The sequence below is a fragment of the Niallia sp. FSL W8-1348 genome (assembly GCF_038006745.1).
In the GTDB taxonomy this organism is placed as follows: domain Bacteria; phylum Bacillota; class Bacilli; order Bacillales; family Cytobacillaceae; genus Niallia; species Niallia alba.
The window spans coordinates 1,420,279-1,433,000 of the sequence record NZ_JBBOVV010000001.1; the positions used below are offsets into that span (position 1 = coordinate 1,420,279).

10 protein-coding genes are annotated in these 12,722 nt (G+C 36.7%); 3 read left to right on the plus strand and 7 right to left on the minus strand.

All coding sequences use genetic code 11. The features are described from left to right. Window positions 1-504: 504 nt before the first annotated feature. Complete coding sequence (locus tag NST60_RS06745) at window positions 505-2,511, minus strand: beta-galactosidase (protein WP_169187953.1); 2,007 nt, start codon at window positions 2,509-2,511, stop codon at window positions 505-507. A gap of 117 nt (window positions 2,512-2,628) precedes the next feature. Between NST60_RS06745 and NST60_RS06750 the strand changes: the two genes are divergently transcribed. Further along, window positions 2,629-3,444 carry an AraC family transcriptional regulator gene (locus NST60_RS06750; protein ID WP_224428213.1) on the plus strand — a complete coding sequence of 272 codons (816 nt, stop codon included), beginning with the start codon at window positions 2,629-2,631 and terminating at the stop codon, window positions 3,442-3,444. Between the two features lie 84 nt (window positions 3,445-3,528). On the opposite strand, the gene NST60_RS06755 is transcribed toward NST60_RS06750, so the two are convergent. Both NST60_RS06755 and NST60_RS06760 read right to left on the minus strand, forming a co-directional pair. Continuing rightward, window positions 3,529-4,467: a magnesium transporter CorA family protein gene (locus NST60_RS06755; protein ID WP_169187951.1), complete on the minus strand. Its 939-nt coding sequence runs from the start codon at window positions 4,465-4,467 to the stop codon at window positions 3,529-3,531. Window positions 4,468-4,496: 29 nt separating this feature from the next. Continuing rightward, window positions 4,497-4,628 carry a hypothetical protein gene (locus NST60_RS06760; RefSeq protein WP_268927023.1) on the minus strand — a complete coding sequence of 44 codons (132 nt, stop codon included), beginning with the start codon at window positions 4,626-4,628 and terminating at the stop codon, window positions 4,497-4,499. Between the two features lie 218 nt (window positions 4,629-4,846). Here NST60_RS06760 and NST60_RS06765 point away from each other — a divergent pair, with 218 nt between their 5' ends. Next, window positions 4,847-6,403 (plus strand): AbgT family transporter, encoded by a 1,557-nt coding sequence (locus NST60_RS06765; protein ID WP_169187950.1) that lies wholly within the window; start codon window positions 4,847-4,849, stop codon window positions 6,401-6,403. An 85-nt stretch (window positions 6,404-6,488) separates the two neighbouring features. After that, on the plus strand, window positions 6,489-7,700 hold the full coding sequence (locus NST60_RS06770) for an amidohydrolase (protein ID WP_169187949.1): 1,212 nt from the start codon (window positions 6,489-6,491) through the stop codon (window positions 7,698-7,700). Between the two features lie 85 nt (window positions 7,701-7,785). Here NST60_RS06770 and NST60_RS06775 read toward each other — a convergent pair whose 3' ends face one another. From NST60_RS06775 to NST60_RS06790, 4 genes are all read right to left on the minus strand, one after another. Then, window positions 7,786-9,552: a helix-turn-helix domain-containing protein gene (locus tag NST60_RS06775; protein ID WP_169187948.1), complete on the minus strand. Its 1,767-nt coding sequence runs from the start codon at window positions 9,550-9,552 to the stop codon at window positions 7,786-7,788. A 130-nt stretch (window positions 9,553-9,682) separates the two neighbouring features. Next, window positions 9,683-10,690, minus strand: coding sequence for an SPFH domain-containing protein (locus tag NST60_RS06780; protein ID WP_341098441.1), 1,008 nt, complete (start codon window positions 10,688-10,690; stop codon window positions 9,683-9,685). 34 nt (window positions 10,691-10,724) lie between these two features. Beyond that, on the minus strand, window positions 10,725-11,585 hold the full coding sequence (locus NST60_RS06785; RefSeq protein WP_341098443.1) for a TPM domain-containing protein: 861 nt from the start codon (window positions 11,583-11,585) through the stop codon (window positions 10,725-10,727). Continuing rightward, window positions 11,582-12,610 carry a TFIIB-type zinc ribbon-containing protein gene (locus NST60_RS06790; RefSeq protein ID WP_212120002.1) on the minus strand — a complete coding sequence of 343 codons (1,029 nt, stop codon included), beginning with the start codon at window positions 12,608-12,610 and terminating at the stop codon, window positions 11,582-11,584. Before NST60_RS06790 ends, NST60_RS06785 begins: the two co-directional genes overlap by 4 nt. Between the last annotated feature and the right edge of the window lie 112 nt (window positions 12,611-12,722).

Consider the following 12,722-nt stretch of genomic DNA (forward strand, 5'->3'; position numbering starts at 1 on the left):
AGAATGAAGGAGTAAATAGATCTTCGGTTTCAAAGAAAAGGTTTTTATGACAGACACCTTTTCTTTGAAAGTTGGAAATTCCGGTTGGGGTTTGGGGTTGTCAAATAAAGTGTATAAGTCGTAAAACACAGTTTATCTGGCACTCCTTTCCGGCTCTCAATTCTTTGGTGAACGTCATTTATTTAGCTGCTACCATGGATTTCTGCTTTCATTACTTTGGTGAACACCACTTTTTCCGCTTCCACCAACAATTCCGGCTTTCATCCTCCCGATGAACACCACTTTTCCCGCTTCCTCCAACAATTTCGGCTTTCATCCTCTCCATGAACACCACTTTTCCTGCTTCCTCCAACAATTTCGGCTTTCATCCTCCCGATGATCACCACTTTCCCCACTTTCACCAACAATTTCGGCTTTCACCCAGCTTCGAACATCACGATCCTCCCTCCACATACCAAAAAGCCACACCGAAATCACTCGGTGCAGCTCAAAAACCTGTATTCTTTATTTCAATAAAAGCACATCAAATTGCCCAAGTTCGACTACTTCGTTTACTACTTCTCCTGTTAAAAGATTAAGCTTTCCAATTAACTCTTCTGGCAATAGTTGCTTTTTTGTATTTTGATTAATAACAAAATAATAAGAGGCATCTGCTGTGTCTCTTTGCGTAATTTCTAATCCTTCTCCGTTAGAACAGATTGGTTTCACATTTGTTTCTGCTATCACTTGATTGAACAAATGGGCAATTCCCGCTTGTTCCACTTGTGTACCGACATACCATACCTTGCCTTGTCCGAATGAATTTTTCGTAATCGCCGGCGTATCGCCGTAAAAATCCTCCTTATAGGAAGCAACAGTCTCTGCACCTTCGAGATGGATAATGTCACATAGCAACTGGCATGTGTATGCATTTCCATCATGAAATTCAACTCCATTTTTCTGCTCTGGTGCTAATGCATCAATTTCTTCTACCCATATTCCTGCTATTTCACGCAATGGACCTGGGTAACCACCAAGGTAAACATTATCTGATTCATTAACAATACCACTCATAAAGGTAGTAACAAATTGGCCTCCGTTTTCAACAAAGGCTGTAATCCGCTCCGCCAAACCAGCCTTCATCATATAGAGAACTGGCGCAACGACCACCTCATACTTAGAAAGATCACTATCAACCGATATTATATCCACCGGAATATTTTTATTATAAAAATATTGATAATATTGATGGATTTGATCTACGTACTTTAAGTCCTTATTTGGTCCACTTGTATACTCAAGTGCCCAATAATTTTCCCAGTCAAAAATAATGCCGACTTTACTATTAATCGTAGATCCTAAAATCTCCTCCCCTAATCCTTGAAGTTCTTTTCCAAGTTCCATAACTTCTCGAAACACTCGTGTATTTTCATGTCCCACATGCTCTATTACTGCACCATGAAATTTTTCACATGCACCTATCGAACGACGCAGTTGGAAAAATTGGATAGTATCTGCTCCATGTGCAAGTGTCTGATAACTTTGTGCCCGCATTTTCCCTGGGCGTTTTAAGGAATTATATGGCTGCCAGTTTTGTTGACTAGGCGTTTGTTCCATTAACATAAATGGTTGACCGTCCTTAAGACCACGCATTAAATCATGACACATCGCCGTATAGCTTAATGGTGTATTATAACTTGGATAATTGTCCCATGAAATAAGATCCATTTCTTTTGCCCATTTAAAGTAATCTAAATTTTTATAAGTACCCATTAAATTTGTGGTGATTGGTGTATGCGAATCAAATTTTCGGATGGCATCTCGTTCCATCTTGTAATTTTCCAGCATACTATCCGAGTTAAATCGGCGATAATCAATCGATATTCCCGCAAAAGCAGTTTTATCACTACCAATTCCTTCGCTTAATGCGTTGGGCAGAACTACTTCATCCCATTCATAAATGGTATGACCCCAAAATTCTAAATTCCATGCTTGATTTAATGCTTCTATTGTTTTATATCGCTTTTTCAACCATACACGAAATGCCTTCTCACAATTTTCGCAATAACATTCCCCACCATATTCATTATTGATGTGCCAACAGGTAACATGAGGATTACTTCCATATCTTTCTGCTAATGTACCAGCCAGTTTGCTCGCAAACTTTTGATAAACAAGACTATTGGGACACGCATTATGTCTTTGTCCAAACTTATGGTGCCTTCCTTCATAATCAGTTCTAGCGACTTCAGGATATCTTTTTACCAGCCATGCTGGCAAGGCTGCTGTTGATGTAGCGAGAATAATATCATACTTATACTTACTTAGCATTTCGACAATTTCATCCAGCTCCTCAAAATAATATTCTTCTTCTGAAGGCTGAATTTTCGCCCAAGAAAAAACATTAATCGTTGCCGAATTAATGCCTGCTTTTTTAAAGATGCGCATATCCTCTTCCCAAATATCCTTAGGCCATTGATTCGGATTATAATCTCCACCATATAATATACGATTAAAGAATTTCTTCTCCATTTCCATCCCTCCGTCGTCATTTTCATACATTCATTATAGATAGGACAACGGAGAAAAAGTATAATAAGAGTAACTAGTTTATATAAAAATACGAAACTATTGTAAGGGGATACATAAATGGAGGTTCATTTTAATTTATTGGATGATTTCAATCCTTTTTCGATTGAATGTATTGGCTATAAATGGGAACAGGAAATGGTTATAAGAGAAGAAGGCTATCCCTATTATCATTGGCTACAAACAGAGGAAGGGTTAGGAGAAGTTACTATTGAACAGCAGAAAATTCGGTTAAAGCCTTCTGAAGGGATTCTAATAGCCCCATTTGTTTCCCATTATTATGAAGCTATATCCGCTAAAGGATGGAAGACAAATTTTTTGACTATTAACGGTACATTCGCTCCAAGCATAGCCAAAATACTTGGTACAGATTCCTTTTATCTTGCAAATGACTGTCCTGATTTTTCCTATAGTGAGTGGACGAAAAGAATGTTGTCCCATATAAAAAACGAAAACAAAAATTCCATCCATCAAAAGCTGTCTATTGATGTGTATACCTTCTTATTAAACATTAGAGATCATGGGTTACACAGAACCTTTCAAACAAATGATTTATATCATCAATATATATCGCCAAGTATTCAATGGATCCAATCCAATTACAGAGAAAAATGTGCCATCGCTGATTTAGCGAAAAGTCTCTTTATTTCACCACAATATTTAAATAAACTTTTTAGACGATTTATCGGTGTCTCTGTCTATCAATATGTCCTTGCTTATCGCATCAAAATGGCAAAAGAAATTTTAGTCACAAATCGCGATTTGAAAATAAAAGACATTACATTTCTAACCGGATTCAATGATACAAGTCATTTTGTAGCCACCTTTAAAAAAGAAACAGGATATACCCCTAAGGAATTCCGCACTTTTTATTAGAAAAAACTCCTCCCTTTCAAAAGGAGGAGTTAATAATATATTATATAGAAGCAACTAGTGCAACATTTGAGCTGGGCTTCCTTATTAAAAAAACTTCTTCTTCCAAAAGACCAAAGCCGTTACGCCTGATAGTAAGAAGGAAATCATAATCGCGATTGTAAAAGAATAGGGTACATCTTGAAATGGGATATGAACATTCATTCCATAGAAGCTTGCAACCATTGTTGGCAATGACAATATAATCGTAAAGGATGTTAAGAATTTCATCACAATATTAACATTATTAGATATAACCGAAGCAAAAGCATCCATCATCCCACTTAAAATAGACATATGAGTTTCTGCCATCTCAATTGCCTGCTGATTCTCAATAATAACATCTTCCAATAATTCTTGATCATCATCATACATTTTCAAATAATTGCTTTTAAGCATTTTTTGCATGACAATATTATTCGATTTTAAGGAAGTAGTAAAATATACTAAGCTTTTTTCTATATTAAGCAAAGAAAATAGCTCTTTATTTTTCATGGACTGGTGAAGTTCCTTTTCAATACTATCTGTCTTTTTGCTGATTTGCTTTAAATATTTTAAATAAGCAGTTGCCATACAATATAGGATTTGCAAAGAAAATCGTGTTTTTTTATACGTAAAAAAGCTCTTCATTCTGCCTTCTGAAAATTGATGAAATATCGGATTATCCTTTAAGCAAACCGTAATAAAGCAATTCTTCGCAATAATCATGCCTAATGGGATGGTGTCATAAATTGGCATATTTTTCTCATCAAAGGAAACAAGAGGAAGATTAACAATTATTAATACATTTTCCCCATCCTTTTCAATTCTTGAACGCTCTTCTTCATCCAATGGATCTTTCATAAACGCAAATGGAATATCTAAACCGGTAGCAATTTCCGTTATTTCGGTTTCTGTTGGGGCAATTAAATTGATCCAGCAGCCATTCATCATGCTATCCGTTTCTTTCAGCATTCCTTCTTCCGTAGAAATATAAATTTTTTTCATGCTTTTACCTCCTCTAGTTATAGAGGAAATCAAAAAAATTCTCTGCCAAATAAAGTTGAATCTTTATCAGTATTCAAACTTCTAAAGGAAGGGTTATTCATGACTTCCTCTTTCATGGCCGTGGGTTCCGGTTCAGGTTCCATACACATTCGATTACTCATAAAAATTCAACTCCTCACTAGTATTCTTTAAACCTATTACATACTACTTTATAATTTATTTATTGTAAACAGAAAAGGTGAAACTTTTCTACCTATCTATCTTTGTGTCCCAACACAAAAATAATGAATAAATTTAGAATTTATTCCATAGATTATTTTCTTAAATATTCGTATAATTTAAAAAAATCCAAAAACACATTACAACACGGAGGTTACATATGAGCGAACTTGCAAAAAAACGGCCAAATTACGCAGAACCAACTCCGCCTAGTAAAACCAAACTAGCGGACAGATTTTTAAACGTCATTGAACGTGCAGGTAATAAGTTACCTGATCCTATTACGTTATTTGTCATCATGTCTGCCATTATTTTAATCGCTTCTTATTTACTATCGTTACTTGGCGTCTCTGCTACGAATCCGAGCTCAGGCGAAACAATTGAAGTAGTTAATTTACTGAATCGCGAAGGCATTATTCAAATCTTAACAAGTATGGTGAGCAACTTCACGTCCTTCCCTCCATTTGGACTAGTATTAGTCATTATGCTAGGTGTAGGTCTTGCAGAAACGACAGGTCTTATCCAAACTGTTATGAAAAGAACGGTGTTAAGTGCACCTAAAAAATTAATACTGCCTGTCATTGTCTTCACTGGGGTTCTTGGCAATATTGCTGCCGATGCAGCATTTATCGTATTTCCTCCTATCGCAGCCCTCATCTTTATGAGCGTAGGAAGAAGTCCAATTGTCGGTCTTATTGCTACCTATGCAGCGATCGCTGGTGGATATAGTGCTAACTTAATTCTAAATTCCTTAGATGTCCTGCTCGCGGGAATTACGGAGCAAGCAGCAAAGGTAGTAGATCCAAATTATGTGGGAAATCCGACGATGAATTATTATTTCTTAATCATTTCTACCTTTGTATTAGTTGCTGTCACTACTTGGGTTACGGTGAAATTTGTGGAACCGCGCTTTGGAAAATACACCGGAGTGGTACAAAAACTAGATCAAGTAACTGCCAATGAAAAAAGAGGTCTACGTTTTGCAGGTATTACCCTAATCATCTATTTTGCTGTCATTTTAATAATGGTTATTCCAAGAAATGGTTGGTTACGTGATTTAGAGACAGGCTCTGTTATTAACTCACCATTTATGTCTTCTATCGTTCCGATTATGCTATTTTTCTTTTTATTACCTGCTTTAGCATATGGTATTGGTTCCAAAACGGTTAAAAATGATAAAGATGTGGCAGAAAAATTATTTAAATCCATTGCGGACTTAGCACCGTTTATCGTGCTAGCTTTTGTCGCTGCACAAATGATTGCTTACTTTAGCTGGAGTAATATTGGTCCGATTCTTGCGATTAAAGGTGCCGAATTGCTTCAAGCGATGAACTTTACTGGACTGCCAATGATTATTGGCTTCATCATTATTTGTTCCTTTATTAATCTATTAATTGCTAGCGCATCTGCAAAATGGGCATTACTTTCTACAATCTTTGTACCAATGTTTATGTATTTAGGCTATAGTCCAGCATTAACACAAATGGCTTATCGAATTGGAGATTCTATCACAAATCCAATCACGCCAATGCTTGCTTACTTTGCGATTCTTTTAGCCTTTGCAAGAAAACACGATAAGTCGATTGGGATTGGAACCTTAATATCTGCTTTACTTCCTTATTCCATCTTCTTTGCCATTACATGGATTCTCTTATTCGCTATTTGGTACTTATGCGGACTTCCTTTAGGACCAGGGGATCCTATCTTCTTAAAATAATTTTAGACGATTCACTACGTGCAACCTGAATCTTTTGGTTGCCGTGCTACATATAATTTTAAAAAAATTGAAATGAGGGGTAAACATGGAAGCTTTATTTTCGCTATTAAAAGAATATGAACAAGAGATGATTGAGATTCGACGTCATCTCCATGAACATCCGGAATTATCCTATCATGAAGTATATACACCTGCTTATATTGCAGAATATCATCAAAAATTAGGGCATGAAGTAAGAACTGGCGTCGGCGGTCGTGGGGTTGTTGCTACACTTAGAGGCAGCAAACCTGGTAAAACCGTTGCATTACGTGCGGACTTTGATGCACTTGCTATCCAAGAGGAAAATGATATCCCTTATAAATCCAAGGTAGACGGCGTTATGCATGCTTGTGGTCATGATGGTCATACGGCTACTTTATTAGTGTTAGCAAAAGCATTGAACAAGCTGCAAGCAGACATAGAAGGAAACATCGTGTTTATTCATCAATTTGCAGAGGAATTATCTCCAGGTGGTGCCATTGCGATGATTGAGGATGGTTGTTTAGAAGGTGTAGACGTGATTTTTGGAACCCATCTATGGGCAACAGAACCAGTTGGAAATATCATGATTAACGCTGGTCCTCTAATGGCAGCTGCAGACCAATTTGATATTACCATTCAAGGAAAAGGTGGTCATGGATCGGAACCACATATGACAAAAGATGCGATTATGATCGGTGCACAATTTATCACCAATGTGCAGCAAATTGTATCAAGACGCGTGAATCCATTACATCCTGCTGTTGTTTCTGTTTGTAATTTTGTAGCTCAAAATCCCTTCAATGTTATTGCCGATACAGTAAAATTAAGTGGAACAGCACGTACATTCCACGATGAGGCTCGTGACTTAATTGAGAAGGAAATCGGAAATGTCATTCAGGCATCATGCCAGATGGTTGGCGCATCTTATGATTATCGTTTTAAACGTGGCTATCCTGCTGTTGTAAATCATAAAGAAGAAACAGACTTTATCATCAAGCATGCAGAACAAATTGAGGAAGTTCAACAAGTAAGAATTTGCGATCCAATTATGGGCGGAGAAGATTTTGCGTATTACTTGCAGCATGTAAAAGGTGCTTTCTTCTTTACAGGTGCAATGGATCCTAACTGGGAGGAAGTCTATCCACATCATCATCCGAAATTCAATATTGATGAACACTCTCTTTTGATCGCAGCTAAGACATTAGGCTCTGCGACATTAAACTATTTAAGTAATGAATCTGTACAAGATAAACAAGAAAGCTTAATCAACGAATAACAGGAAATAGCTGTTCCTATCTTTTATTAGGAACAGCTATTTTCATTAAAAATTCTTTTGCACATTTAACTATTGCTTAGACGATTCAGCGCTCCCCATTTTGTTCTCGCCGTTCATATAAAAACAACGCTACCTTTAAATTCGTTACATCATCTAAATCATCAAAGTCACAATTTAATTTCTCCTGTATTTGCTGAAGACGATAATAAACTGTATTTTGATGAAGATGCATAGATTCTGCTGTTTTTGTTACATTTTTATTTGATTGTAAGTAGTTTTGTAATGTACTTAACCATTCATTTTTCGTTCGATTATTCGACTTAGAGAGAATAGGGCCCAATATATTCTCTACAAAGTATTCAGCTTCTTCTTCTGGAACATTAAATAAGTAGCGCTTATAGCCAAGGGATTGAAAATCAAATACGGATTCTTCTCTTTGATGACTTTCCATTTCTTTCTCTAACAATTCCGCATCTTTATACGACATGGGTAGATGGCGCATGGAGTATACTGGACGGCCAATATATACGACTATTTCCTTATAGATGGATTGTAATCGTTCTACATATTGTCTAATGACTTGAACATTCCCCGCTTCTTTCTTCTTTGCTCCTAACAGTAGAAACAGTTTATTCCGGTTTGGAAAAATCATCACCGAAAATTCCTTTTTGAATACTTGCCGCATCCCTTCTTCTAACAAATTAAGCTGATTCAATTCATCAAAGGAATGCTGTTTGCTTTTGATTACTAGAAAAACAAAGTACTTTGCAGGAATCATCTCCTGCTTCTTCAAATAGCTTTGAACCTCTGGTGTGAAGTGGCTATTTAAAATATCCTTTAATAAAGCTTCCTTTTCCGCTTGCCTATTTTTCAGTTGCTCCTGAAGCTTTATTTGCTCAATGGCAATAATAGAAGCTGCATGTTGAAAGGAAAGCTCACCCACAATATCGAGAGGAACGCTTTTTCCTGTAATCACCAAATATCCAATGGTTCCAAATGAAGATTGGACCGATAAAGCCTGTCCAAACAACTCCTCGTCTTTATATATTTTCTGTAATTGTTGTGTTTGCAAGTTTATCCGATTCTGTCTAATCCAGTCACTTAAAAAAGGAATTTCTACACTAGAGATTGGATGAGAAATATCAAGACGCCCTAATGAATCAAAATAATAAATACAGTCATTGGGATTACGAGCTAGACTTTTTACGAGCGATTGCATCCCATTCCCTTCCAGCACTGTCTCATTTAATTGATTATGCAGTTCAAGAATGGTTTCTAATTGCAGAGCTCTTTGCTGTTTTTCATAAAAAGCACGGGCATTTACAATAGAGATTGCTATCTGACTACCAATTGCTTCTAAAAAACGCAAATCCTCCTCTGTAAAAAATCCGTCATTTTTAAAGTTATCAATTGTAAGAACGCCAATTTTTTGCTGTTGATAAACAAGTAAAACAGACATACAGCTAACTGGCATTAAAGCATGAACTGTCGACTTCAAATAATATTGAAGTGTCTTATTACGCATATTAGACATCGCTTTTTCAATTTCTTCGATTGTATTAATTAGCATGCTTTTACCTTCTGCAAAAACAGTTCCGCTAATTCCTTCTCCTTCTAGAAGCTTATTCTGCAAGTAGATATCTTCCTTAAAATTGACAGCAGCCTCAATTTCTAGATACTGACTTTCCTCATTCCATAGTAATAAAAAACCTGCATCTGCTTTATCAATAGCTCCAATGACGTCTTCGATAATCTGCTGAATTAATTCCTTTAAACTATCATTTGTCGTAATATTTTTTGAAACTTGTATAAATGTATTTAATCGCCGCTCCATATTATTCTCGCTGCTCATTAGCTTCCCTCTTTATTGCTTATTTCAGTTATGTAACTATTATCTCCTTAAGCTTATTATTTGTTAAGAAATTTCCCACAAAAAATAAACAGGACGGCTCTCTATTACTAGAACCGTCCTGTATCCATTATTATACTAGCTTATGCCCACAATTCGAGCAGAAGTTTCCTTCTCCTGTTTTCGTCCCGCAATTTGGACAGAAATTCGGCCGCTGCTTTTTCTCCTCATTCTGTGGGGCTGCTTCTGGTGTTTGTTGCTGATTTTGATTCTGCGATTGCTGCTGGTTCTGATTTTGCTTATTCATTTTTTCCATCATTTGATTGGCCATATTCATGCCCATCATCATTCCAGCCATATCAGATGCAGTTCCGCCACCAGAATTTTTCCCGCTGGCCATGCTATCAATCATAGAAATTTGCTGATACTTATCAATATTTCCTACCATTCCGTGCGAAGCATTTTTATTAATCATATCCTGAACTTCTTTTGGATAACTAAAGCTCATAATTTGGAAGCCAGTAATCGTAAGTCCACTTTCTACCATTTGGCTATCTAAATCTTCTCTAATACCTTTCGCAATTTCAAAAGCATTCGCCTGAAGATTAAACATATCCTTTCCTTCTGTGACAATCCACTTCATAAGTAATTGATCTAGAACGGAGGTAATTCGTATTTTTACATCTTCCACTAAATATTGGTTTTTAATTCCGGCAATTTTATCAATTAAAGCGATATAGTCATTTACTTTAAATTGAAACGTTCCATTCGCACGAATTGGCATTCCTCCAGGAAGTCCAACTGCCGGGATGTTTATTGCATTTTTTGTCCCCCATTTCACCGTAAATTCCTTCGTATTTACGAATAATACTTCCACTCGCATTCCACTGTTAAATCCAAATTTAAAGCCTTTTAAAGTAGAAAGAAACGGGATAATTTGCGACTCAATATCATACTCCCCGTCCTCTTGAAAAGCTCCTTCCATACTACCATTGTTTAGAAAGATAGCATCCTGCCCAGGGCGAATAATCAGTTTACTCCCCTTCTTGATTTCACGGTTTTTCCATTTATAGAAAATCATATCTTCCCTAAATTCTTCCCATTCCACTACATTTGCAAATTGATTGCGAAAAAATGACATTTTTTTGTCCCCTTTCAATATTCAAAATAACTGTTTAAAATTTCCCTCTGCTTCCGCTATGGGAGTGACCACCACCAGTGATTCCTCCACCGCCACCTGGATTATTGTTTTGCGGCTTTCTTTGTTTTGTCACTGTTTTACGAATAAATCGGTCGTGTCTATTTACAATTTTAGAATTCCTTTTATCCATATACGTAGTTCCATTTATCGTTACTCTCCCGCCTGATTGGAAGACCATAATACTTACAACAATTCCGGCAAGTACGAGCGAGATGATTAGCTGAAAGCCCCAATGATAAAAAAATGCTGGCATTCCACCCGATGTACTATCTTCTGTGTACCCATTTTCAGCATCAGCATTTCCACTGTAACCATACTCATTTTCGAAAGCTGTTGGATCATCAACCAAGTAATAAGCAGATTCCTGCATAAAAGTCGAAAAAGCCTCAAAATAATCCCCATCTGATAAAGCAGGCGTTATTTCTTCCCGGATATAGTCTAACGTCGAATCATCCAAATAATCTTCCGCTCTTTTAAAACCAGCTAAATATATGTCTCTTTCTTCCATATCAATTGCTAAGATAGCCGTATTTCCAAAAGGCTGGTCATAACCTGGAGCCTCTTCATCATAATAATCCTGAACGTATTTCTTGATATCTTTGCCATCTGTACCATCTAGCGTAAGAATCAATAACGCTGTTTCCGTTTCTTCCCCTAGTTCCTCAGCTAAATTCTCAAGATCCATTCTTTCCGTATCTGTTAAAAGTTGCGCATCGTCGAAAATAAATTGCTTTTGGTTTTCTGAAGCTGCTTTGACCTTCCCGCCTGAAAAAGCAGCTAGTATCGTAATAAAGATAAGGAGGAATATACTATACTTTGTTAACCAGTTTCTCAAAAGAAACCACCTCCCATAAAGTAGGAGACACATTTCAATGCAAGAAATGTACCGCTAGCAATCCCACTAAACCATAATGCGACTTTCCCTTTGCTAATTGGCGGTTTTCCTACTACCTTTCCTGTCTGCCCATTCATTGCAAAAATATGCTCCTGGTTCTCGTAGTCATAGCTTACCATCCAGACAGGAAGTAAGACATAATCACTGCGAACAGCCTTCGTATCAATATTTTTGTCTCGATAATTAATCGAATGATACCCAGCAAAAGTAGAATGAACAAATGAATCAATATAATCACTCACTTTATTTTTTGCCCTTGGCAGTAATTCTGAATCCGTGTAATTATATTTTTCCGCAATGAAACCAGCAAGATAAGGCGTTTTAAATTCTTTTAGCTGTTCATATGGAAAGGGCTCTAATTTATCCATTAACTGATCATTCATTTTTTCTGAGGCATCCACCGGGATTTTCACATAATCTAAATTTATTTGCCTATATGCTTCATAATACTTCGTTTCCGTATAAATATAATCTCCGCTTGTATAGGTACGAACTTTTGTACAAACAGCTGTCACGTCAACGTTGCTGTTAAGATCATACAACCAAAAAGGAACGTACATACCAGTAATACTTTTTATACGATCTGCATTCATAAACCCTTTCGGAGTCAAAAGCCCTTTCCTACACCATTTTTGAAACGCTGCTACTGCCTCTTCTTTGCTAATTGTAAAAGGAATTACTTTTTTAGGGGCAAGCACGCCTGCCAATCGATCGGCAATGACTATTCCTGCACCGCAAAAACTACAATTTGTTGCAGTCGTATCTGCTTCCGTTATTAACACCGCACCACAATTGTCACAATGGTACTCCTTAACCTCATTATCCTCAAAGGATGCAGACATTAAATTTTCTGGATAGCTCTCGATATTCTCTTCATTTCCACAGCTAGGGCAAGATAAACTGCCAGTATCTGCATTAAAACTCATATCTCCCCCACAATTTGGGCATTTATAATGAAGGATCACGTTAAATCACCTCAATTTATTTATCTTTGACTATATTAATCATAACGTATTTATTCACTTCCTGCTTTGTTGCCGTGAAAAATTTCCGATACATACATATACTGATTAGATT

Bases quoted from the DNA above. Each gene is read 5' to 3' on its own strand.
- NST60_RS06745 (WP_169187953.1), bottom strand. From the start codon at position 2,511: ATGGAGAAGAAATTCTTTAATCGTATATTATATGGTGGAGATTATAAT.
- NST60_RS06750 (WP_224428213.1), top strand. From the start codon at position 2,629: ATGGAGGTTCATTTTAATTTATTGGATGATTTCAATCCTTTTTCGATT.
- NST60_RS06755 (WP_169187951.1), bottom strand. From the start codon at position 4,467: ATGAAAAAAATTTATATTTCTACGGAAGAAGGAATGCTGAAAGAAACG.
- NST60_RS06760 (WP_268927023.1), bottom strand. From the start codon at position 4,628: ATGAGTAATCGAATGTGTATGGAACCTGAACCGGAACCCACGGCCATG.
- NST60_RS06765 (WP_169187950.1), top strand. From the start codon at position 4,847: ATGAGCGAACTTGCAAAAAAACGGCCAAATTACGCAGAACCAACTCCG.
- NST60_RS06770 (WP_169187949.1), top strand. From the start codon at position 6,489: ATGGAAGCTTTATTTTCGCTATTAAAAGAATATGAACAAGAGATGATT.
- NST60_RS06775 (WP_169187948.1), bottom strand. From the start codon at position 9,552: ATGAGCAGCGAGAATAATATGGAGCGGCGATTAAATACATTTATACAA.
- NST60_RS06780 (WP_341098441.1), bottom strand. From the start codon at position 10,690: ATGTCATTTTTTCGCAATCAATTTGCAAATGTAGTGGAATGGGAAGAA.